This is a genomic window from Pseudoalteromonas sp. EB27 (genome assembly GCF_001974875.1).
Classification (GTDB): Bacteria; Pseudomonadota; Gammaproteobacteria; order Enterobacterales; family Alteromonadaceae; genus Pseudoalteromonas.
Window position 1 is genome coordinate 44,773 of sequence record NZ_MTQD01000014.1, and the last position, 24,164, is coordinate 68,936.

The 24,164-nt window shown below is 37.3% G+C and carries 19 protein-coding genes; 8 read left to right on the forward strand and 11 right to left on the reverse strand.

Annotated elements, in window-relative coordinates; all coding sequences use genetic code 11:
* Window positions 1-200: 200 nt before the first annotated feature.
* From BW142_RS15585 to bcsR, 6 genes are read right to left on the reverse strand one after another with little or no spacing between them, the layout of a single operon-like run.
* Window positions 201-4,019, reverse strand: a complete 3,819-nt coding sequence (locus BW142_RS15585) for a cellulose synthase subunit BcsC-related outer membrane protein (RefSeq protein WP_076925447.1) — start codon at window positions 4,017-4,019, stop codon at window positions 201-203.
* Window positions 4,010-5,140, reverse strand: coding sequence for a cellulose synthase complex periplasmic endoglucanase BcsZ (gene bcsZ, locus BW142_RS15590; RefSeq protein WP_076925448.1), 1,131 nt, complete (start codon window positions 5,138-5,140; stop codon window positions 4,010-4,012). The genes BW142_RS15585 and bcsZ overlap by 10 nt, the downstream gene beginning before the upstream one ends.
* Window positions 5,140-7,386, reverse strand: a complete 2,247-nt coding sequence (gene bcsB / locus BW142_RS15595; protein WP_076925449.1) for a cellulose biosynthesis cyclic di-GMP-binding regulatory protein BcsB — start codon at window positions 7,384-7,386, stop codon at window positions 5,140-5,142. The genes bcsZ and bcsB overlap by 1 nt, the downstream gene beginning before the upstream one ends.
* Window positions 7,379-10,048 (reverse strand): UDP-forming cellulose synthase catalytic subunit, encoded by a 2,670-nt coding sequence (gene bcsA / locus BW142_RS15600; RefSeq protein ID WP_076925450.1) that lies wholly within the window; start codon window positions 10,046-10,048, stop codon window positions 7,379-7,381. Before bcsA ends, bcsB begins: the two co-directional genes overlap by 8 nt.
* Window position 10,049: 1 nt before the next feature.
* Window positions 10,050-10,766 carry a cellulose biosynthesis protein BcsQ gene (gene bcsQ / locus BW142_RS15605; RefSeq protein ID WP_076925451.1) on the reverse strand — a complete coding sequence of 239 codons (717 nt, stop codon included), beginning with the start codon at window positions 10,764-10,766 and terminating at the stop codon, window positions 10,050-10,052.
* Between the two features lie 31 nt (window positions 10,767-10,797).
* Window positions 10,798-10,977, reverse strand: a complete 180-nt coding sequence (gene bcsR / locus BW142_RS15610; protein WP_076925452.1) for a BcsR/BcsP family cellulose biosynthesis protein — start codon at window positions 10,975-10,977, stop codon at window positions 10,798-10,800.
* Window positions 10,978-11,091: 114 nt separating this feature from the next.
* Between bcsR and bcsE the strand changes: the two genes are divergently transcribed.
* The 3 genes from bcsE (at window position 11,092) to tyrR (ending at window position 16,214) form a co-directional block, all read left to right on the forward strand.
* A complete protein-coding gene (gene bcsE / locus BW142_RS15615) occupies window positions 11,092-12,714 on the forward strand; it encodes a cellulose biosynthesis protein BcsE (protein ID WP_076925453.1) in 1,623 nt (540 codons plus the stop codon).
* Window positions 12,715-12,883: 169 nt separating this feature from the next.
* Window positions 12,884-14,464 (forward strand): cellulose biosynthesis protein BcsG, encoded by a 1,581-nt coding sequence (bcsG, locus tag BW142_RS15620; RefSeq protein ID WP_076925454.1) that lies wholly within the window; start codon window positions 12,884-12,886, stop codon window positions 14,462-14,464.
* 193 nt (window positions 14,465-14,657) lie between these two features.
* The gene (gene tyrR, locus BW142_RS15625; protein ID WP_010555118.1) at window positions 14,658-16,214 is read left to right on the forward strand and encodes a transcriptional regulator TyrR; all 1,557 of its coding nucleotides are present in this window, start codon (window positions 14,658-14,660) and stop codon (window positions 16,212-16,214) included.
* 28 nt (window positions 16,215-16,242) lie between these two features.
* On the opposite strand, the gene BW142_RS15630 is transcribed toward tyrR, so the two are convergent.
* Entirely contained in the window at window positions 16,243-16,737 is a 495-nt protein-coding gene (locus BW142_RS15630; RefSeq protein WP_076925455.1) for a hypothetical protein, read from the reverse strand.
* 105 nt (window positions 16,738-16,842) lie between these two features.
* Between BW142_RS15630 and BW142_RS15635 the strand changes: the two genes are divergently transcribed.
* Window positions 16,843-17,379: a thioesterase family protein gene (locus BW142_RS15635; RefSeq protein ID WP_024603739.1), complete on the forward strand. Its 537-nt coding sequence runs from the start codon at window positions 16,843-16,845 to the stop codon at window positions 17,377-17,379.
* A gap of 85 nt (window positions 17,380-17,464) precedes the next feature.
* Here BW142_RS15635 and BW142_RS15640 read toward each other — a convergent pair whose 3' ends face one another.
* On the reverse strand, window positions 17,465-18,118 hold the full coding sequence (locus tag BW142_RS15640; RefSeq protein ID WP_076925456.1) for an OmpW family outer membrane protein: 654 nt from the start codon (window positions 18,116-18,118) through the stop codon (window positions 17,465-17,467).
* Window positions 18,119-18,381: 263 nt separating this feature from the next.
* Here BW142_RS15640 and dapE point away from each other — a divergent pair, with 263 nt between their 5' ends.
* Window positions 18,382-19,566, forward strand: a complete 1,185-nt coding sequence (gene dapE, locus BW142_RS15645; protein ID WP_076925457.1) for a succinyl-diaminopimelate desuccinylase — start codon at window positions 18,382-18,384, stop codon at window positions 19,564-19,566.
* A gap of 46 nt (window positions 19,567-19,612) precedes the next feature.
* Here dapE and BW142_RS15650 read toward each other — a convergent pair whose 3' ends face one another.
* A complete protein-coding gene (locus tag BW142_RS15650; RefSeq protein WP_076925458.1) occupies window positions 19,613-21,319 on the reverse strand; it encodes a lysophospholipid acyltransferase family protein in 1,707 nt (568 codons plus the stop codon).
* 129 nt (window positions 21,320-21,448) lie between these two features.
* Between BW142_RS15650 and BW142_RS15655 the strand changes: the two genes are divergently transcribed.
* Together BW142_RS15655 and BW142_RS20750 are read left to right on the forward strand one after the other, a co-directional pair.
* Window positions 21,449-22,369 (forward strand): glyoxylate/hydroxypyruvate reductase A, encoded by a 921-nt coding sequence (locus BW142_RS15655; protein WP_076925459.1) that lies wholly within the window; start codon window positions 21,449-21,451, stop codon window positions 22,367-22,369.
* Between the two features lie 96 nt (window positions 22,370-22,465).
* The gene (locus BW142_RS20750; RefSeq protein WP_171972335.1) at window positions 22,466-22,612 is read left to right on the forward strand and encodes a hypothetical protein; all 147 of its coding nucleotides are present in this window, start codon (window positions 22,466-22,468) and stop codon (window positions 22,610-22,612) included.
* A 203-nt stretch (window positions 22,613-22,815) separates the two neighbouring features.
* On the opposite strand, the gene BW142_RS15660 is transcribed toward BW142_RS20750, so the two are convergent.
* Window positions 22,816-23,061 carry a hypothetical protein gene (locus BW142_RS15660; protein ID WP_002958222.1) on the reverse strand — a complete coding sequence of 82 codons (246 nt, stop codon included), beginning with the start codon at window positions 23,059-23,061 and terminating at the stop codon, window positions 22,816-22,818.
* A 106-nt stretch (window positions 23,062-23,167) separates the two neighbouring features.
* Window positions 23,168-23,611: a hypothetical protein gene (locus BW142_RS15665; RefSeq protein WP_076925460.1), complete on the reverse strand. Its 444-nt coding sequence runs from the start codon at window positions 23,609-23,611 to the stop codon at window positions 23,168-23,170.
* Window positions 23,612-23,724: 113 nt separating this feature from the next.
* Between BW142_RS15665 and BW142_RS15670 the strand changes: the two genes are divergently transcribed.
* Window positions 23,725-24,108 carry a response regulator gene (locus tag BW142_RS15670; protein ID WP_002958224.1) on the forward strand — a complete coding sequence of 128 codons (384 nt, stop codon included), beginning with the start codon at window positions 23,725-23,727 and terminating at the stop codon, window positions 24,106-24,108.
* Window positions 24,109-24,164 lie beyond the last annotated feature (56 nt).

Consider the following 24,164-nt stretch of genomic DNA (forward strand, 5'->3'; position numbering starts at 1 on the left):
TTGCTTTAGCTATTTTAGAGTTTTTACACACTAAAATGCTCGACCATCAGTATAGTATTTGTAGCTAAGATAATGATTTGCTGTATGGCTATAACACCACAAAGTAAGAGACACACCCTTATCCTAGTTACAATTGCGCTCAAGTATACATATACCTTTGTGCTAGGGGAAGTATTCGCGGTATATCACCTTATGCCAAGTTAAAACTCAGCATAAGGAATAATAGGAGTGCCTGGAAACTCAAGTGTTCCGTACACAGGATTAAAGTAGTAACGTATATAAAGCTGACCAAAGTTTGGTTCGTAAAAGTCAGAACGATCGATGGCTAAATAACCACCAAAGAACCAATTCGGCGTTATTCTATACTCAAAACTACCTTCAAGATTATACGAAACACCAGAACTTGTTTCACCTTCAAATACAGGATCAACACCTGTTATTGACTCTCTATCATATGCAGCTATTTGCAAATCGCCATCATTAGGGAAAAAATCAATAGATTGAGTTTTTGTTTGCGAGTACGAAACACCGGTTTTTAATCGATAAACAAAATCATCGCCCCAACGCGCGTCATAAGTGAGTGGCACAGATAAGCCTACATAGTTTTGTGGGCTGTAATAACCACCATGGCCCCATGTTTCTTCACTTAAATTATACTTGTATGCCCAATGTAATAAGCTAGCGCCTGCGGTAAATTCACGCTCTTGATTGCTAATTACACGGTAATAAGTACCGCCCATCATACGATAGCGTTGGTTGTCTTTTACATTTTGGCCTTTATATAGGGTAAAGTCGGCACTTGACCAAAACCCCCATTTTCCGCCTAAGTCATGCGATACATTAGCAGTCAGGCCTGTAGAGCGTACACCACCCCAAACTTCACCCGTATTTACATCTTTTAAGCCCGCATAAGAAAGTACCGAGCTTGTAACTGGGCGCTTTTCAAGTTCTAGGCTGTATCCAAAATCGCCAAAACTGTCTGCGTAATTTACACCCCATACAATGTCTTCAATTAAAAAGCCGAGTGGAGTTGTACCTACATCTACACGCCAGTTTTCGTTCTGCCAACCAATACCTACATCTACACCACTTTCCTCAGGTGTTACTTCATCGATTGAGCAGGTAAAAATACACAGTGCACCTTGTCCGTAGCGGCTACCTGCAAACTGCTCATCAAAGCGCGTTGTTTGTGCACTAATAGTTGTCGGGTCTATTTTAATAAATCCCTGGCCTTGCCAAAGCGGAAAGTAAGCTTCAATCGGGACTAAGCCTGCACCAAGTGTTGCTTCGCTTTCAGTACTTGTTTGTCCACTAAAGTTAACACCAATGGCAATGTAGGCTTGGTTTTTGTTTTGCTCGTTTATTAGCTCACGTTTAGCACCATTTACATACCATTCATCGTTTTCATCTATTTTTAAAAGCGCTCCGTAAAGCTCTTTTTCATTTAGCGTACGATTAGGTGACAGGGTTTGTGCGTACCAAGATTGTGCTTGTTCGGTTTCGTTGAATTTGCTGGCTACTTGAGCGCCTAAATAACGTAGTTCTTGATCGTTGGGTGACTTTTCAACAAGTTGCTTAGCTAAATAAAGTGCATCCCCTGAGTACTTAAACTCATTAAGAGATGACATGATTTGGCGTTGTAAATAACCTTCTTGCGACGTGGTTTGCGTAATCGCTTTTTGCGTAACTTCTTTTGCTTGAAAGTCGTCTCCAAGTTCTATGTATGCATTAGCAATAGCGAGTAGTGCTTGAGGCTCAATGGTTTGTTTATTTTGTACTTTTTGCTGGTACAAAATAACGGCCGCTTCGCGTTGTTCAAGTGCTAAATTTGCATTAATAAGGGCAGTAGTTGTTGCTGGAGTATTTTTATATTTTTGATCCAGCTGGTTAAGCTTAGCGATTAAATCACTACCATTGTAATACTGAGTAATATAGCTATTTTGTAGCTGTACATATTGAGTTGTTTCGTTCTCAGTGGCGCTCTCTGGTAATACGTACTTTTCAAACCATTGCTTCGTTTTATTTTCATCACCTTGCTCTAAAAGCCACTCACCATAAAGTGTATGCCAATAAGCAGAAAGAGAAGGCTCAGCTTCCAGTGCTTTGTTTATAAGTTTTATAGCGTGTTTTTTTTCATTAATTCGATACCAGCTTCGCGATAACTCTGCCTGCATAGCGGGTGTTAAATTTTGTGCCTCTAGGTTGCTTAAATGATAGATTGCAGTGGCTTTATCTTTAGCATCAAGGTGGCGCTCACTTTGTGTTAAAGACTCATTAAGTTGCAGCTGCTGTTCAAGCGCAATAATGTCTTTATCTCTGGATTTAAATGGAATGTACTGCAATGTTTTAATAGCACCTTGATAGTCATCAAGAGAGCGTAAAAAAAGCGCGTGGCTGTAACGAATCTGAGGGTTTAACGGAAATTGCCACAGCACATTATTAAATAAAGCGCGGGCCTCTTCTGTCAGCCCCTTTTGTTGGTATATAAAGGCTAAATCGTAGTATAACCAAGGCTGTTCTGGCGCTATTTCAATAGCGTCTTTTAGTACTTTTTCGGCTTGCTCTAAATCTCCCGACTGTGCAAACGTATTTGCCTTTGCGCGGTACTGACTACTTAAAGATACAGAATAAGATTCTTTAATTAGTTTCTTTTGATTAAACGATAAACTGTTGTAAAAAGAGGTTAGGGCTTTTTCATTCTGCTCTAATTCAGCTATTTCAAGTAGACCTATTAAAGCGCTGCTATTAAGTGGATCACTTCTTAAAACAATTTGATATGTAAGTGCAGCCTGTGAATATTGCCCTTGAGCAAATTGTAATAAACCTTTGTTATATATTACTGTATTAGTTTCTTGTTCTAAGGTGGCTGCTAAATCAAGCTTAAGCTTAGCCGTTTTAAATTCTTTATTATTAATGGCATTTTTAGCTTCGCGTATATAAAGCCAAAGCTTAGCTGTTTTTGCTAATTCTTGTAGTGTTTCACGTTCAGCGAACTCAGTTGTGTACTTTTGTGCACGAGTAAAATATTGATACGACTTTTGGTTTTCACCAAGGCGTAAATAGAGTGTGCCAAGGCTTCGCATTATAGCGCCGTCTTGCGGTCGGCCTCTTAAAGCTTTTAAAAGTAAAGGCTCTGCGGCAGCAAGTTTATTTTTCTCAAGTAATCTATCGCCCCTAACCCAAAGCTGATAGGCGGGGTCGGCAAGAAGTGTTTGACGTTTTTTATAATCTTTTAGAAAATCTTGGTATTGTAATTCACCTTTACTACTAAAGGGATAAAGAGTGAAATAGCGCTGATACTGCTTAACTGTATCATCCGTTAAGGGCATTTCTAGCAAAGCACTAAGCCAAATATATTCTACTTCATTAATAAAAGTAGGGCCTGCGCCATATTTACTTAAAATATCAATCGCTTTTTTATCTGTAAGATTACGCCTAAGTAGGTGACGGGCATAAGCAATTTCTATCTGCGCAATACTTGGGTAGCTTTGAGCTAATTTATTATAGCCTTTTTTAACACTTTCCCATTGGGAGCTATCTTGTCCATACCAGCTTAAATGCTCAAGCTCGTAATCTAATGTAGGGTAGACGTTTTTAAAAATATTATTATAGATTTCGCGAGCTTGTTCATAACGACCCGCGCGAGCCAATAATTTAGCTTGCTGAATTGAAGATTTGTCTTTTCCTTCAGTACGCGAAAGGACTTTTAGCTTTTCAACGCACGGAGCTTGTTTGGTAAGCCCATTATCTATTTTACTTAGTAATTGGTTGGCTTTCGCTGATTCGCCATTGGCAAAATCATAACGCGCTACTGCGCACTGCGTTTCTATTCGGGCAGGGGCAATAGCGACTAGCTTTCGTAAGCTATCTTCAACTAGTTTTTTATTTTGCTGTGCTTCACCAATACCTATTTGGCTTAGTAACCAATCAACAGATTGCGTATCAATATCGTTGACTGTGTTAGCGCTCAATCCAGAGCTAAGCGCTAATGTGCAAGCGAGGGCAAACCTTAACGGCATTCAGTGCTCCATACCGGTTGTAGCGTCCCATCTGCTGTAATTGAAAAACGCTTATTTAAAGCACTTGTACCAAACAAGTTAAGCACGCTGTCGTAATAACGAGTCTGGGTAAATGATTTATCAATCATTAGTTTTTGCTGAATAGCCATTACTGTAGAATTATCGTTATTAGTCGCTAGTAAAGGTAATAGAGCTGAGTTAAAGCCTAGAGGGCCTCTTTTTTCAGACTTTCCTGATTTAGCAAAAGTATTTAAAGGCACGTAACCACGTTTATTAATTGTTTCTATAAAAGGGTTAAATTGCGCTAATAGCTCTTTTTTATAAGGTGCGTTGTCTGCCATCATACTTGCCCATAAATACACTCTAATAGCGTTGTAACTGCCCAAGTCGCTCGTTTTTTTATCGTAATAAAAGCCGTTATTTGCATCAAACATTACCCAATCAGGGCTAACGCCTTGCTTTGCTGTATCTAAAATCAACTTTGCTGAGCCTTCGTGCAGTTGATGCCAAGGCGAGTGTGGATAAAGCTTTTTAAACTGCTGATAAATAAATAACGGTGAGTAGCTTGGGTTTAACTTAAAACGCTCATTATCAAATTCAAAACCAGTAGGGGCGGGTAGTAATGATAAACCTAGGCCCGAGATATAGGCGGTTTCTTCACGCATTATCCGCTTCGCAAGTACGGCTGCTAATATACTGTAGCGGCGGTCATCCCAAAGAATAGCTGCTTGCGATAAGCTGTATGCTATCCATAAGTCAGAATCAGACGCTGGGTTTGAGTCTAAAATTCCGCCAATATTTTGATTGTTAACACCCCATTGCCATGCCGGTAAACGAGTGCTTAAATCACCTTCTGATAAATGCTCTTGTGTCCAATCAAGCACTAGATCAAACATTGCTTTGTCATTTGCCACAACAGCAAAAAATAACGCATAAGATTGGCCTTCAGAGGTTGTGATATTTTGCTCACTCCCCAAATCAATAACGCGGCCATCTTTGCTTATAAAATTATTTTTAAATGTTTGCCATGCATCCCATGGCTGGCACTGCTCTACTTGTGCATTGGCATTAAAAGTAAATAATGCAATCACGGTAAAAAATACATTAATGAGTGACTTCATTACTTATCTCCTTCAGCTAAGCGCTTGTATGTTAATGCTTGCAGTAATCGCCATATTATAAATGAGATCAGCAGTAGTGTTAAAATAGACAATAGCGCCAGCACAAATGGGTGATCCGACAAATGGAACCAAATTAGGGTATGCACTGGAATATGACCAACAAAATATTGCTCATCAGTTTTAATAGTTTTAATACCTTGGGAGTTTATAACCGCCGCACTGCCTTTAATTTGTGCAAGCGCTTCTGAACTCATTAACGCATCATCAAGCAGAGTAAAGGCTTTTTGTGATGTTGCACTAAGCGATACGATTGAACGCTCTGAGTCAAACGGTGATTGAAAGCCAGTGATAACGGCCATATCCCCGCTACTTTTAATACTTACTTCTACTTTATCTGTAGTTTGTTCATCATATGCACCATTGTATATAGCTTGTTTTATAGCACGCTGATTGTTATCAAGGAGGATATTAGTTTGTGCATCTTCATCTAAGTTATTAGCAATGCTATTAGGTTTTGCGATAACTAAGATGTCTTTGTCATCTAAGTTTGCATCTTCATTTAAATGAGCAACGCTTATTCTATGAGCTGGGTATCCTGTAATAGCGCCAAAATGACCTGTTAGGTTAAATAATACAGAAAGTGCTTTTGGTGATGGAACTTCGTCTATTAACACTAAAGTTTGCTGTAAATCTGCATACTTTGTAAATGGGAACCCGCTATTTGCAAATACATTTAAATCAGGCAAAGCCATGTAATGGTCAAACCCACTTACATCAATATTAGAATTTCCATCAATTACACCGTATTCGCCGCCAGGGGGAGCAACGGCACATTCGCCTTTCTTAAGTACTGCAAATCTAAAATCAAAGTTTAGTTCATTGCGATTGGCAAGATTAATACCTTCCAATGAAAAATCTTCTGCGCTTTGTGTTGTGTCTGTATTAGCGATTAAAGGCAGCAACGTTTTAGCGGTTGTTAACGATGTATCTTTTTTATCAAGTAAGAAACCACTTATAAATTCTTGGTTTATTAGCATATTTAAACGCGAATTTAAGGTTTCGCTCTCAGGTGTATTACGGTATTGCAAAGTTATCGGGATCCCTTTTTCACGCCAAGTGAATAAATCAGGTGCAAAACGGACATTTAGTTTTATAGGGCCGTTGTTAAGACCTTCAGCTTGTAACTGAGTTGGGTAGTCAATAAGCTCGTCAAAGTGGACTGGACGATCGTTTCTGAGCCATCGCGGAGCATCGTATGCTTTACGCAGAGGTAGCTTATTAATTGCTTCGATGCTTGCACTTCTGCCTGTCATAATTTTATGACCAAATACCAAACCAGTGACCGCTGTTTTTAAATCTTTTTCATCACGCCCTAAAATTAACAACATTTTATTGTATCTGTGGATTGGGCTTGAAATTAGCTCAACTGTAGGTTTTTCGACATCAGGATAATCTTTTAAAAAATCAGGTTTTGAGTCATTAGTAATAAATACCACACTATGTTGTTCTGGTGTTTTATTTACGGTTACAGGAAAGTTAGCGCCACGCCAATCAGCTTGAGCGCCAAACCAACTCGATAAAGTTGCCGCGGCTTCTATTGCTTGTGTATTAGGTATGCTTGCAAATACAAAAGGTAAGTTTAGTTTGTTGTAATCTTTAGCATCAAAAAATGGTTCTGGTAAATACTCAAGACGGCTATCAATTGCTAACTGTTTTTGATCAAGCGTAATATGGCTAGATTTGTTTATTTCAGTCCAAATTGAGCGGCTAAAGTAATCTTGGCATCGTAAGTCATAGTAACCGACTAGTTCAAAGCGGATTTGGTTGTAGTCTTGAATATATTTAGCATTTAGATCTAGGCTGTGACTTACCGTATTTTTTACAACACTTAGTTGTTCATTAATAGGCAATACAGTGACTAGGTTATCGTTAAAGTAAACTTTTAAATGCGATACATTAGCCAGTAATGAAGGTGAGTTAGTGTACGAAAAGTTAAGCTTTAAATTAGTGCTTAACTTGTCGATTCTATTTGTAAAATCGACACGAGAATTGTTATTAACACCGTCGAGTTTATAGTCGTTGAACCCTAACTTTTCAAAGCTAAGACGTAAACTAGAGACCTGAGCGCTTTCAGGGTAGCCATTTACGAACATAGTTTTGTCGTGCATAGGCTCGATAGCGAGCACTTTATATGCGCTACTAATAAGTAACAATGTTAGAAATGTATTAAGTAACTTTTTAATCATGATTATTATGCACTATCGGTTTTTTTGGAGTAAATGAATTTATGTAAATGACGGTATTAGTCATAAACTTAATAATTGGTTGTAACGCTTTTGGAGCATGAAATAGTAAATTACTAAAGCCCCGTAAACTGGTTTTTTGCACTTCTTTGAAGCTATACGATGGACGGTCATGTCTAAAGTTATTTTGCCAATCTAACCAAGCATCTGCTCTTGAGAAGGTACATTGTATAAACGCTCTCTGTTTTTCGAGAGATAAATCTTTAAGTGTAAGGCCAATTTGTTTTCTACGGGTATTACATACATAAGTTGTAAACGAAAATTGCTTGTTACCGCGACTCATTAATAATTCAATTTTATCGTTAACGCGGCATAAATGTGCGTGTTCAGTCTCTATGCCTACACCGTTATCTGAATAATCTGTTATTTTTACTTTTAAAGTATGACCATTTGCTAAACGAACGCCGGCAGGAAAGTTTGCCTTAATACGATGCGAGTGCCTCACTTGGCGTGCTTCAGCAGCAACTGCAACAGCAGCACCTAAAATAATAATATTATAAAAAGCCCAACCCATACTTATTATAAGTACACCAATCTGACTTGAGTCACCTAAAAACAGACGTAATACACCCACTATTATTCCAAGTAAGTTAATAAGTAAGAGAATTAAATACGGTTTAGAAATGCCCCAGTCGTAATGTTCTTCATCATTTAAACCACCTTTTTCGGTTACGTTAAATTTACCTTTATTAGGATTAAATAAAGCAACGGTAGTTGGTTTTAATATGTACCAAGCAAGTACTGACTCATAGACTTCACCCCAGAAGGAATAACGATACTTGCCTTGAATGCGTGAGTTAGTCGCTTTTATTTGAATTAGTGTTGGCACTACATAGATAAAAATAGCTATAAATGGGGCATAAATTATGTATGCATTAAAATATATTAGCGCTAAAGGTGCTGTTAAAAATACAATACGAGGAATACCCGAAAGGAAGTGCAGCATTGCGTTTATATAGCATAATCGTTGAGGAATACTTAAACCTTTGCCCATTAATGGGTTATCAAGTCTAAATATTTGCGCCATACCACGCGCCCAGCGGATACGTTGACCTATATGCGCTGACAAACTGTCGGTGGCAAGGCCTGCTGCTTGTGGAATGTTTATATAAGCTGTTTTATAACCAGCACGCTGCATACGAAGTGCTGTGTGAGCATCTTCCGTTACTGTTTCAAACGCAAAGCCGCCAATATCATCAAGTGCTGCTCGTTTTAATACAGCGCAAGAACCACAAAAGAAGGTTGCATCCCACATGTCGTTGCCGTCTTGAATCAGTCCATAAAAAAGCATGTTCTCATTAGGGATTTGGCTGTGGTTGTTAAGATTTCGCTCAAATGGATCGGCTGAGAAAAAGTGATGAGGTGTTTGCACTAAACACACTTTACTGTCTTTTAAAAACTGCCCCATTGTCATTTGTAAAAATGAGCGAGCAGGGACGTGGTCACAATCAAAAATTGCGATATATTCGCCATCGGTATAACGCATAGCGCTATTCATATTACCGGCTTTAGCATGATTGTTATCCGCACGTGCTAAATAACCCACTCCAATCTCGGCTGCAAAATCTTTAAACTCAGGGCGCTTTCCATCATCTAATATATAAACATTTAACTTGTCTGCAGGCCAATCGATGCTCAGAGCAGCTAGAGTAGTCGGCCTTACAACGCTTAACGGCTCGTTATAAGTTGGGATGTATACATCAACAGTTGGCCATAGGTCAGTGTCTTTAGGTAAAGGGACTGGTTTTCGCTCAAGTGGATTAACTGTTTGGAAAAAGCCTAAAATAAGTACAAGCCAGGCATAAGTTTCAGCAAGTAATAAGCCTGCACCTAGTGCGAGTGCTAGTGGATCGTCCCAATTTAAAGTCTCAGTGTAGCGCCACCATAAGTAACGAGAAGACGTAGTTACTGACAGGGTTATCATAACAATAGTTGCCATTTGGCCTTTTACTCGCTTAAGTGCATACGCAACTAATAAAATAAAGCTTATAAAAACGGCTTGAGCTTCCAAACTAAAAGGAATTGTAATGAATATTGCTAGTAAAAATAAAATAAACGCGAGAATTACATACTTAACTAATTTATTTTGCCATACACGTGCATCAGCCATTGCTTTAAAAGCACTCTTTTTAGGGCCTTTCTTGTTTTTTGATAGTAGGCGCTTTAATAATTTACCTAACTTTAAATCAAACCAACGCAATTGCCTTAAAAGATAGCTAACGCCATCGTAAAAATAATTAACTGCATCTTCTTTTACAGAGCTCGGTTTAAGCTGGTTTTTAAAAAACACTAAAAAAATACTTTGTATAACAAAGCGTAATATATTTGAGTAAATATAAGTTCGGTAAGGCAACCTTAAATGAGGGTAGTAGTCATAAAGGGTAAACTCAAAGCTGATTTTATGCTGTTTAATATTTATAAATAGCGAGCTTAAAAGTGTAATAAAAGGCATTAAGAAAGCTTCAATTACATTTACTTTATGTTGATTAAAGTAGCTATGAAACTTAAATAAAATATACCGAACTAACTTATCAGTAAATAAAATGCTCAGCAGCAAGTACAAAGTGCTGTGAATAGGGCGCTGATAAAATAGTGTAATACTCATTTTATAAGTTCGCTTTACTAACTAGCCAACCGGCTAGCGTTTCAAAATCATCATTTGCGACACTATAAGGCGCGCAGTTAAGTGCTACATTTCTGTATGCGGTTGACTCTTTGATTACTTCATCACTGTTGATAAAAAACGGAGCCATAAGCGGAAGCGTTGATTGCCATAAGGAAAATAAGTCAAACTCTAGCGTTGATGCAGAGTTATAGCGGTTAACTAAAAAATAATGCTTCCAAGTTGTATCTGAATTCTTAAGGTTTTGCAGGCGTCTATAAATTAAGCTGTGACAAATGGCGTCACAATTCACTAGTTCAATAACAATATCGTTTTTTTCTAATGGGTAGTAAGAAAGATTAATATGTGAAGGGCAATCAAAAAGTATCCAAGCTTCATCGCTATAATTTAGATTTTTGCATTTATTGACTATTTTAGTAATTTTATCGATGTTGGTGTCATCGCTATCACCAAATGGTAAAAATATAATGCCATCGTTATCTTGGTGAAAATGCGCAAGAGCATCTTCAAAACTAGCTTCATTACTCCAACCTTTGGTGTATTTCCACGGCAAACCAAAATGTAAACCTAAGTCGCTTTTTGCATCTAGGTCGATAGCAATAACATCAACGTCAGATTTTTTTAGCACGCACGCTAGGTTTGCAACCACAGAGGTACTGCCTAAACCGCCTTTGATACCTTTAATGAAAACTCTTTGCAACGGATGTTTACCTATCGTTAATTGAACTAGCTTACGTATTTAGTTCGTTGTTTATTTCTTTAAGTAATGCATACTTATTAATTGTATTATTATTTTGCTGTTTGTTTACAATTTCTATGTAGTCATCACTCTTACCACCGAAGCGCAGCGCAAGGTTTTCTATGTCACTCGATGTTAACGTTTGTGAGTTTTTAGACGTTAAGTTATTCATCATTACCTTTACAGTTACTTTAATTATTTTGATTAAAAGTGGACAATATTTGGCTATTATATATAGAATAACGGTTAAAACTAGTAAAAAAGTATTTTTTATAGGGCATTTTAAGTGCATAACTTTAACATAACGGGATTAGAGCCTGCTGCAAAAGAGTTAAAATCGGCTTCAAGTTATGCTGTTTTAGCCCCTTTAGACAATTTTGCAATCGAATTAGCGTTACATTCAATTAACCAAAGTTTGGCTAATGATATATATATAGTTTCTCAAGAGGCTGAATCATTTTTTGATTCTTCTTTTTCTGCATCGTTAAATTATGCTTATGAACATAATCGAGTACATCCTTTTTCGTTGGCCCCAGAAACACAACACTATTCAATTGAGCGAATCAATTCAGGTATTATAAAAGAGATAAGTGCTTATAAACGTCTAAACGAAGCGCTTATTTTTGTTCATTTTAATACAACACAGTTAAACAGTGCTGGCGAAAAAAGCTTAAAACTGATGATGAATGAGTACAACGATTTTGTCCGTCGTACTGGGGCTACATTACTATTTTTAATATCTGGGCCTGATATTGCTAATTACCGCTTTTTAATTAGACGATTAAATAATGTATTTGATGGACTGGTTTTTGTTGATAATGATTCTGCAATGCGAGTTCTTGAATATGATTATTGGCGCCATAGCACGGGCGTTATTGCTGGTGAACATTACCCGTTATTATTAAGTAATAATCAGTTTGTTGTTCAAAAGGGAATAATAAACGAGAGCAAAGCACCTAAAAGTTCAGACTTTTCCGATGAAGATGACGTTTGGCTCGTGAAAAGTGCTGTACCTGAAGGTACTAAATTACCAATGCACTATAAAAGTGTGAAAGATAATAATGACCTATTTAATAAAGGTCCAAAAGTAGAAGCAGCCACATTAATTTTTGCAGTTACGCGCTACACAGATTTAGCACAGTTAGGTAAGCAATGTTTTGAGCTCAGAAAAAACTGTGGGCGCTGGTTAAAACTTGTTATTCAAAATGTAGATGGTGTTATTCGCCATCAAGATGAGTGTTTATTTTTAACCTTGGGTGTAAACCTTATTTTGTATAGCTTTTCAGAGCCTTCTAGGTTGCTCTCACAAATTCAATCTATTCAAGGTTTTCAGTTTTCAAGACCTTTACCTCCCTCTGTTGAAGATGTTTTAAAATACACCGAGAACACTTTTTCGAAAGGTTACCTACCTTTCATTGAGTTTACAAAACAAGTAGAAGTTCATAGTGATTCAGCTGTCAACTTAGGCGTAAGTGGTGTGCTAGTTAAGTTAGAACTACTGCCAAGGATTGACCCAATACACCCTTTGCATTTATTTCATATTAAACGCGAAGGTGATGTATTTAGTATTGCAGATAATACAGTTTATTTATATTTGCATGCTTGTAGAGAGAATGACGTTGATAATGCGATTAAGCATTTGTTTAAATTAAAAACAAGCGATTTTTTTGTACAGCAAAATGTAATTTCTGATCATTTTTACATCCAGCAAGAATGTAAACAATTAAGGCGTTTTTATAAAGGTAAGAGTGTTGTAGATTTCTCGCAAAAACTTGCCGAGAATGATAGCTATAAATTTGCACCTGATATAGCAAACAGCGTTACTGAAAATATTAAAACACCAGAGTTTTCTAACAAAAGCCGTCCAGATGCTAAGCCTTTCATAATGAAATTAAGAGATAACTTATGAGTATGAATCAGCTTCTAATTACCGTGTTTCTTGCTATGGTGCTTGGTGCGGTGCTTTGTGTACTAGGCAAATACATTTTATCTCAAATAACAAAATATTATTATAAGCTTACTTTTAAACATGAAGTACTAGAGCCTTATACACCAAATACAGTAAAAAAGGATAAGAAGTGAAATTATCAGGTTTAGGGGTTTGGAACCTTTATTTTTTAGTTAAGTTTGCTCTGTTTTATTACGGTGCAATTGATTTTAACGTACTTACCAATGCGGCTTTTGCTGCATTGCTTGCGATTAAATTTAAAAAACCATTAATAGAAAAAGTTAAACATCTATTAGGTGGTGTATTTGCAGTTGTATTACTTTACCAAGACTCATGGTTGCCGCCAATAAACAGGTTGACTAAACAAGCGGGTAACGTTCAAGATTTTAGTTTTGGTTACTTTATTGAGTTATTAAGCCGTGTTATTAATATTGATATGTTATTAGCTTTGTTCGTAATTAGTGTGTGTTTTTGGTACACATCGCAATGGATACGTTTTACAACAGTCACTATTGTTGGGCTTTTAGTTGTAGGATGGCAAGGAGATAACTCTCAAACACAATTCGTTAATAATGTCGCTAATCCTGAGCCGGTTACACAAAATCAAAGTACTCCCCAAACACAAGTGATCACTCAGGCATCACAATCTCCTGATCAAAAACTAGCTGATTTTTATCAACAACAAAGCTTATTAATGAGTCACTTTCCAAGCCAGGTAAATGGTGAACTGTTTGATGTTATCATTTTGAACATATGCTCAATGGCTGTTGCTGATTTAAATGCCATTGGTGTAAGTGTTACTGATATGTATAAAGATTTTGATGTAGTGTTTTCAGACTTTAACTCGGCTACATCATACAGCGGGCCGGCTGCGGTAAGGTTACTGCGCGCCAGTTGTGGGCAAACTAGTCAAACAGCATTATTTAAAGAGGCACCTGAACAATGCCACTTATTTAAAAACCTAGAGAAACTAGGTTATCAAAATAACGTTGTGATGAATCACGATGGACATTTTGATGAGTTTAAAGGCTTAATAAATAAGTACGGAGGCTTAGATAGCCCACCATTTAATATTGATTCAATGCCAGTGGCGCTTCGAGGATTTGATAATAGCCCTATATACTCTGATGAAGCTGTGCTGGATGGTTGGTTAGAGCAATCTGAGGACTGTAAACCCTGTGCAATGTACTACAACACCACAAGTTTACATGACGGTAATCAGCTAGAGAATCAACCAAGGGTGAATAGTAAAGAGACATACCCAATCAGGCATAAAAACTTGTTTGCTGATATTAACCAGTTTGTAAAAAAATTAGAAAAGCGCGGCCGCAATGTGATGTTGATGATAGTGCCTGAGCATGGCGCTAATTTAAAAGGTGATAAGGTACAATTTGCAGGTTTACGTGAAATCCCTAGTCCTGCAATTGTGTCTGTACCTGTAGCGATTAAATTTATAGGCCCAGACGTACAAAATTATTCGCAAATTGTGATTGATGATTCAACAAGTTACTTTGCGCTTTCAGAGCTGGTAAGTAAGGCGCTGCAAACTGATGTGTTTGGTGGGAATAACAGTGTTGCTAATTTACTTGAAAACCTACCTAAAGCACCTAAAGTTGCTGAAAATGAAGGCACAATAATGATGTACGTTAATCAACGACCATTTATACAATTAGATGGTGGTGATTGGTCAGCTTACCCACAAGGTAAGTAGTCTCATAATAAGAATTAATAAACAGCACTGGTATAGTTAAATATAAATATCAGTGCTGTTTTTCTTCGTTTAATTACAATCCCACCCTTTGGCTTTAAAGCTGTTTTGTCCAAAAATGTTTACAATAAACTACCTTCTCAAAGCGACTTAGCGTATTATTCGGCTAATATAGTTTTTCCTTCTTTGAGGATGTATGCGTCTAGATATTCACTGTGCTGATCGAATTGGTATTGCTCAAGAAATCCTTAATATATTAGTTAACTACAGCGTTGATTTAAAAGGAATTGAGGTCGATTCTGTAAATTGTCGTATGTACGTTAGTTTTCCCGAAATTGAATTTGAACAATTCCAAAAAATTATGCCATCGATACGTTTAATCGACGGTGTACATGATGTGCGTACCACTGCATTTTTACCATCTGAGCGTGAACACAACGAATTAAATACTTTACTACGTGCATTGCCTGATGGTGTTATCTCTATTGATGCCAAAGGGTGGGTACGTTTATGTAATGATGCAGCATGTAAAGACTTACAGCTAATTGAAAAAGACGTGATTGGTGCAAATATTAATAACCTGCTTAAAGGCTTTAACTTTACACGCTGGTTAGAAGGTAAAGAAGTACTCGGACAAACCACACGAGTTGAAGTTGCTGGTGAGGATTTTATTGCAGACATTTTGCCAATTGCAGTTCCTCAAGGTAGTGAAGGTGATGTACTTGCTGGTGCGGTTATTAATATTAAATCGCAAAGTCGCTTAGGGCAGCAAGTCAGTGCGTTTAGACGTTACGGGCAAGAAAGCTTTGCCACTATTCATAACTTTAGTACGGCAATGCGCCGAGTTGTGCGCGAAGCCCGAAAAATGGCGCAACTAGAAGCCCCTATTTTGATTACTGGTGAAACAGGAACAGGTAAAGAGTTATTAGCTAGAGCGTGCCATTACGCATCTAATCGTTCTGTTAAACCTTTTATTGCTCTGTCGTGTGCTTCTCTTCCTGATGATGTTGCTGAATCTGAATTATTTGGTTATGCCGGGTACGAAGAAAATGCAGCGCCAAAGCGCGGTGTATTAGAGCAAGCCGATGGTGGAACTGTATTTTTAGATGAAGTTGGCGAAATGTCGACTCAACTACAAACTAAGTTACTGCGTTTTTTACAAGATGGTACGTTTAGAAAAGTAGGCGATGAGAACGAAGTTAAAGTAAATGTACGTATTGTTGCTGCTACTCAAAAAGACTTACCTGCAATGGTACAAGAAGGGGTTTTTAGAGAAGACTTATATTACCGTATAAACGTGCTTACTTTAGAAATAGCGCCACTAAGAGATAGAAAAGCAGATGTAGGACCACTTGCAGAACATTTTATTCAAAAATATGCGCAACAAAATGGTCATGCAATTCCTGTTTTATCACAAGAGTGTTTGAGCTTTTTACAAGAGTATCCGTGGCCAGGAAATGTTCGCCAGCTTGAAAATGCAATTTACCGTGCAGTGTCGTTACTAGATGATAGCGAGCTTCGCGTAGAGCATTTACAGTTACCCACTTTTACTCACGATTTAGGGTATTTAGAGTCTGATTTTGAAGGTTCGTTAGATCAAGCGGTTAAACGTTTTGAAGCGACCTTACTTCGTAAACTCTACCCAGCTTATCCGAGCTCACGCCAGTTAGCTAAGCGATTGGGCCTAAGTCACACCGCTGTAGCTAACAAGTTACGTGATTACGGTATTAACCGAAAAACAGTAAAAGTGTAATTAACATAAAGACATTAAAATATGGGGACTAATTTTTAGTCCCCATATTTTTTGTAACCCCATCAATTGCAATCGTTTCAATACCTTCTTCATTAAAGTTCATTACAATACTGGCGTTATTACGAGTGAAAAAATAGCTACGGCCATTAAGTTCAATAACATAATCGCCTTTTACGGGGTCGCTAAATTGCTGCTTTTTTAAAGTGACCCTATGTTCGCCAATTTGCCATTCAAATTCTTTAATAAACCCATTATTAAATTCTTGCACCCATACTTGGCTGTCATCTTTTGAAAGCGTTATAGCAACTGAATAAGAACTAGGGATCTGCTCCATATTGTAACTTTTAGAGCCAATAATGAATTTTTCAGCTTTTTGTTGCCATTCAAAACCAAATTTAAACTCTTTAACTACACCGGTAGGGTAAGTAATAGAGCCTTTACCTGGTAATGAAAAGTCGGCAAACGCACTATAACTAGGTATTAATAAAGCTAGCGCAGTGATAATTTTTCGTTTTGATTTCATGAGTTATCTTTTTATTATAATAATGATTTAAGATTAAAGTAGAATATTCGTCTTCGCAAGAGGCTATGCTACACTCGAATAAATTTAACTGGTAAGACCTTTTTTGTGAACTTATATATTCGACTTTTATTATTGTTTTTTAAAATTAAACGTAACAAGCAATATCAAAATTTACTTGATACGGTAGATATTGATTACAAAGCTTTACCTACTGATTGTGACATTAATTTACATTTAACAAACTCACGTTACCTTGCGATGATGGACTTATCTCGAACTTGGATGACAGAACGAGTTGGCTTATTAAAGCAAATAATGAAGCGTCGTTGGTTTCCCATTGTTAACGCAACGGCCATAACTTATATCCGCGATATTAAACCTATGCAGCGATATACAATAAGCACCAAGTTAGTGGGCTGGGATCATAAATACTTTTATATTGAGCAAAAGTTTCACTCAGAACGAGGCCTACATGCTATTGCTTATGTACGCGGTGTATTTAAAAGTAAAAAGGGTATTATAAGTATTGAAGAAATGCTTGAGGTTGCTGGTTTTGATGGGCAAACACCTATATTGCCAAGTGAAGTAATGCACTGGAAAGAAATGCTAGAGCAGAAAAAGTTAAGTAACTTACCAAGGTAATTAATACTCTCCAAATGAAAAAAAGGCCTTTCGGCCTTTTAACACACATTGTAATTGGGTAACTACGTACTATTTTATATATGCTTTAAAAGCTGTATCTAACACCGAACATAGCAACAACGGGGTCAAGCTCAACAGTTGATGTAAGTGCTTTTGCACCATTTGCATAAACAGTGGCATCGGTATCAATATCCATAATTGATACCATAGCGTGTAAACCCCAGTTTTTATCAATTTTATAGTTAGCACCTACCTGAGCCATAAAGCCAAACGAATCATCTAGCTTTACTTCTACATCGTCTGTTCCTAGCGTCGTTTTAAGTGCTTGAGAAGGTTGCTCATCAAAAAATGCAGTGTAGTTTATGCCTACGCCTATAAAAGGTCTTAGCGCATAGCTGGTATCTAAAAAGTGATATTGCGCAACTAAAGACGGCGGAAGTTGTTTTATATCAGCAATTTTGTTGCCAGCTAAGCCTCCGGCACCATTCACATCGTGTGAAAACGGTGTTGCTGCTATCAGTTCCAACACCCATTGATCGTTAAAAGCATAATCTACTGTGATACCTAGTTGGGTATCTGAATCACCTTTAAGACCCAGTGTCGGCGCCTCATTAATTGCTGAGCTACTGTTATCTGGATTTACGTTAATAGCGCCAACATTTACGCTAAAGTTAGCGTGTGCAGCTGGAGAGATTGCTAATAAAGAGGTTAATAATGCGATGCTAATTTGGGTTTTCATGTTGTTCTCCAAGAACTACTGTTTAATTGGCGCTATTATTACCGAGCAATAAAAATGAAAACCTGTTCTAGATCAAAGTTTAAAAAATATTTTAACCTTGTGAATTGTTTTATTGATTTAGATTAATTTTAGTGTCGTTCTGTCTTTGTAACGATTGACATATATATTCCATTAACAGTCATATGAATGTATTAAGGCTGACATCGCTTAGTCATAAACTCACGTTTTAATAAAGGCACATTAAATAATAAAGTGTGTTTACCATGTTTTTAGAAGCATTTGAAAAAAAATCAAAAACAACGGATATTCAAAAAGAAGTTGTAAAGCACTTACAAACACTAATTCGCTTTGAATCAGTAACCCCTAATCAAGCGGGTGCAATTGATTGGCTTGCAGATAAATTGGTGGATTTAGGTTTAAGTTGCGAGCAATTTACTATAAATGGTGTAACTAATTTAATTGCCTGCATAAAATTCAAAGAAGGCCCATGTGTTGCTTTCTCAGGGCACATTGATGTAGTACCAGCAACAAGTAGCGGTTGGCTAAGTCCTCCTTTTGAAGGGCGAGTGCTAAATGGTGCAGTATACGGTAGAGGAGCAGCCGATATGAAAGGTGGTGTTGCTGCTATGTTGAGTGCCACAAAAAAATTAATTGATAGTAAATCAGCTAAAGCAGGGACTCTTTACTGGCTTATCACGTCAGATGAAGAGGGAGAGGCTGAATTTGGCACTCAAGAAATAGTTAATAAGCTTGCCAAGCAAGGTGTTGTATTAGATGGCTGTATTGTAGGGGAGTCATCAAGTGTGGCACAAGTTGGCGATACGGTTAAGAATGGCCGTCGTGGTGCGCTTTCAGCTCGGATTTTAGTTACTGGTAAGGCAGGTCATGTAGCTTACCCTCAAAACACACTCAATGCTGCTCATATTGCTGCAAAAATAGTAAGTAGCTTGAGTGATCAGATCTGGTTACTCGATGTGGCTAGCTCAAAAACCACACTGCAAGTGACTGGAATTAACATAAATAATGTGGTCGATAATTTAGTGCCAAGTCATTGTGAAATCACATTTAATGTACGTTATAGCCATGGTTACAGTAGCACAGCAGTTAAAACGCAATTAATGAAGACCCTAAACAAGTTTGCTGAGCGTTTTACGATTGAGTGGGAACGCCCATGCGAGCCTTATTATACAAGCCATAATACGGGATGGAGTTTACTTACTCATATTGAGCAAGCTATTTATAAAAACACATCAAGTCACCCATTACTAAGTACAGATGGAGGGACATCAGATGGACGATTTTTTGCCAGCCCCCATACTCAAGTCATTGAATGTGGTGTACGAAACAATACGATTCATCAAGTTAACGAACATGTATCTATTAGTGACTTACTTAAAATTGAAGCTATTTATACAACTTTACTTGAGCAAATATTTATTAATAATTAAATATAAATAGAGTACTTTATAGATATAAGGACCTACTTCTTATTGGTTATTCTAAATAACGTTTGGCTTTATTTTCTTTTACATTTTCAAGATCGACCAATACCAATCCATCAATACAATTATTAAAATCGGGATCAATACTAAAGCTTAAAAATTGCACTCCACCGGGTTTACAAAGTTCAGTGTATTGTTTAAATAAAGTAGGGACTTGAGCACCCATATTAGCTAGTACATGTTTTAGCTCTACAAAATCTTCTTTCACGTCATTGCCGCTAAAAAGAGTATTACACTGGGTTAGCTGTAGCTCGGTTAACTTAAACTCATTATTAGGCGTAGCTAATTCAATGCCACTTTTATAATAATGCTGATAATAATAAACGAGCATGGCCTTTGCTTGCTCGGGTAGAGCATTTGATACACTTACAGCACCAAACAAGTATCTGTACTGTGGATAGTTTTTGATAAAAGCGCCAATGCCATACCATAAATAATCGAGGCTTTTACGTCCCCAATATTTAGGCTGCACAAAGCTGCGGCCAAGCTCAATTCCTTGTTGTAGGTAAGGGGCCATATCGTCGGTGTAAGAAAATAAGCTATCAGTATATAAACCTTTGCGGCCGTGCTTTTGTATTATCTCTTGTGCGCAGGCTAATCGATAAGCACCTACCAGTTCTAGTTGCATGGGGTCCCACAGTACAAGGTGCTGGTAATCCATATCGTATTTATCTATATCACGACGTTTACCGCTACCTTCACCTACCGCTCTAAACGCGATTTCTCTCAGGCGCCCTAACTCTCTAAAAATAGGTGAGCTACCTACATACTGGTATAGATGAATATGCATACCGTCTTGTGTTTTACCAAGTAGTTGGCATTGCTCAATTGCTTTTTTTAGCTCCTTGCGGCACTCGGGAATAGCGATGGGTGTTTGTGTTTTTAGCGGTAGGGCTTTTTTTGTTGTAAGCCTATAAAGTTGTTTACGAATAAGGTTTACAACTTCTTTATCTTTAAGGTTTTCTATTAAGTAAGATTCAGGAGGGATAGAGGCACCAATCTCAAACTCTAAAGATTTTTGGCGTTGCTTAAACATTTCTGTTACTAAGAGCAAACTTGCCAACGGCTTATAAATCATTGATGTGCCATAAAAAAGTGGACTATTTTTGGCTTTAATATAAATAGGTAAGATAGGGCAGTTAGCTTTTTTTGCCATACGTAAAAAACCACTATTCCATTTGCAGTCTTTAATACCTGTTGGCCCTAATCGCGATACTTCTCCTGCCGGAAATATAAGTAATGCACCTTCGTCTTTTAAATGGTTTTGTATATTACTAAGCTCTTGTTTATTGCTCATGCCTGATAAGTTATCTACGGGGAGTAAAAGTGAGTGCATTGGGGTAACCGACATCAACATGCGGTTTGCCACTACTTTTAAATCTTGTCTTACAGTTGAAAGTACTTTAATAAGTGCTAAAGCATCTAATGAACCAATAGGGTGATTTGCAACGATAACAAGTTTACCCTCGTTAGGAATGTGCTCTATCTGCTTAGGTTTATAGCGGGTATCAAAATTGAGTTCATCAAGCACTTGTTCAACAAATTCTAATCCTTGTAGGTGAGGGTAGGCATCACCAAAAGCAACAAACTCCTGTTCATGCAATAAGTAGCCTAGACCTTTTTTTACTAAACCTTTTACTTTAGGAGAGTTCTCTAGTTGTGGTAAGTTTGCAGCAATTACTTTATCAACACTTATCATATTAACCTCATATTCCGTTTGGCCAATTCGCCATACATGTAAGATTAAAAAAAGGGTGTGACAGTTACTTTGCAGTAGTGTGACTTTTTAAAGTGCAAACTTATAAACAGTGTATTGTTAGGAGAATTTATGTCTGTATTAGTTGCTATTACTGGGCGTGACAACACAAAACTAATGACGAAGTTACAAGAGCGGTTACCAAATACTCTGATAGAGCAATGGCCTGATTGCAAAAACGCACATGATGTGGATTTTGTACTTGCGTGGAAAGCGCCAGAATCTATGTGGCCACAGCTACCTAACTTAAAGGCTGTGTCGTCATTTGGTGCTGGCGTAGACAGTATCGATTTAACCTTACTCGACGAAAGTGTTGAAGTAGTCCGCATTGTTGACAATCAGCTAGCTGAAGATATGGCGGAATATGTACTGACACATGTGTTAGCTCAAAAGTTACGTTTAAAAGAGTATTACATTAAACAAACACAGCAAACATGGAAGCCAAAGCGGGCACATAGTAATAAACATGTCGGCATACTTGGGTTTGGTGAATTAGGTAAAGCATGCGCGCAAAAGCTTATAAATAATGGCTTTAAGGTAAGTGCTTGGGCGCAAAGTAATAAAAGCGCAACTAATGTCGAAATTTTTTATGGCGAGGAAGGCCTTAATTGTATGCTTCCTGAGGTTGACTATCTTGTATGTCTATTACCCCTTACGCAAGCAACGACAGGCATTATTAATCACTCAATGCTCGCTAAGCTACCTTCACATGCTGTTGTTATTAATGTGGCACGTGGTGCTCATGTTGTTGAACAAGACTTACTAAGTGCATTAAATAACGATAGCTTACGCGCAGCTACACTCGACGTATTTGATCAAGAACCTTTAGCGTCGAATCACCCTTACTGGGGGAGCCCCAAAATAACGCTTACACCACATTGCGCGGCGATTTCTGATTTAAATAGTGTTATAGACCAAATAGCCGATAATATTGAACGTTTGAATAAGGGCTTAGCACTCAATAATTCAGTAGATAGAACTAAAGGTTATTAGCTGATAGCTAATTAGTTTAAAAAACAGCTTGTTAACATTTGTAATTTTCATTAGTGTAAAAGGTATTCTCACTAATAAAAATATAAAGAGGGTGTTATGAAATCGAGTCAAAGTGGCGTTAAATTAAGCCTAGTTATTGTTTCAATTATTATACTAGGTGTTTCAGCTTGGTTTAATCAGGCTAACGCTGAAGATAATCCATCTAAAATACAAACCAAAAGCGAGTTAACAGTAGCGGACTAACTTTACTTACTATGTATTCCTCAGTTTTCGTGCTTCTTCGCATCATTTTTTTTGCAGCCCACTAGCACTACTTTCACAGTAGTGTTGGCGTGTCGTTTGAAGTTCTAATTTTCACCTTGGTTCAAAGTGCTTTTTAATATTTTTGAATTATTAATAAAAAAGCCCAGCAATGCTGGGCTATTAAATATTCTAGGGAAAAGTTGTTAACTTTGGGTTACATTAAACTGCCCAAATGTATAAACTTTAAACAAGTAAAAAGTATTGATCAACACTAAACTCATATTTGAAATAACACTCGACGACATAAGATCTAAGCTAAATGATAAGAATAATAAACCACACGCACTAATGGCGGCAACGCGCAGCAGTGTTATCTGGTTAATAAAGAATGCACCTAAACCTAGTGCAAGTAGTGTAGTATTTAAAAGCCAATCTAGCTCGTTTAGCATGGTCGTTTCAATAGTTCAGTTGTTGAAAAAAGGAGCGCCATTATGTTGATCTTTTGCGCACCTTTCAACCAAGTAATTTTAAATTTTCAGATTAGTTTTTTTAATGCTAAAGGTAACTACCGATTGCTGAAAATAAACCATTATCAGCAATTACTTGATACTTTTGGCAGCTCTGCGGTTTTTGTAAGTCACTGCATAAATAAAGGGACTCACGGCTAGAATCATAGGTGGGGTGTAGGTTTGAATCAATCAAAGTAGCCCCCTTGCCAAAGAATCCGGGCCAGTAAACACTCTCACTTACCATCCCTAATTTTTTATAGGTGAGTAAGGTAGGTTTTGGAAAAGCTAAAATTATTACAGCAACGACAGCGAGTGATATAAACAGTCCTTTTTTTTGCGTTGTTTTTTGGCTTGTATCATTCTTTGCACTGGAATTTAACTCTGCCGGTGAAGGGCGCTGAGTAGAACGCTGTGGTTTTCTTTTTTGCGCTGTTTTTTTTCTAGCCGGTGCTTTACCTAGCAACGATTGTTTATTTGGGGTTTTAGACATAAAGCAAATCTGGCCTTTTTTCCGTAGGTCTCTATAATTAAATGAGTAAATTTATATACTAAGCTAATTATTATGATAACTTAAAGTTAGCTTATAGCCTACGAGGAATAAAGATGAATACGCAGCTATCAATTTTAATTGTAGATGACGTTAGCACAGTGCGTAGTTTTTTGAGCCAAACGCTCATGCACTTAGGGATAGATAACGTAAAGGAAGCATCTACTGCCTCACAATGTATTAGTGAGTGCCAAGCTGCAAATTATAATATCATTTTTTTAGACATTGAATTGCCAGACGGTGATGGTAAAGATTTGATTGCACAAATCAATGAATTAAGCCCAGAGACAAATGTGGTTATGGTATCTGCACATTCAGGTATTGAGAATGTTAAGGATGCAATTGATAAAGGCGCTAAAGGGTTTGTAGTCAAGCCATTTACACCTAAAAAAATAGCGGCAATGCTTAAGAAGTTTTATCCAGATTTAGAAAATGTCTAATAAAGTAAGTACATTTAAAATTTAAACAAAAAAAAACCGGCAAAAGCCGGTTTTTT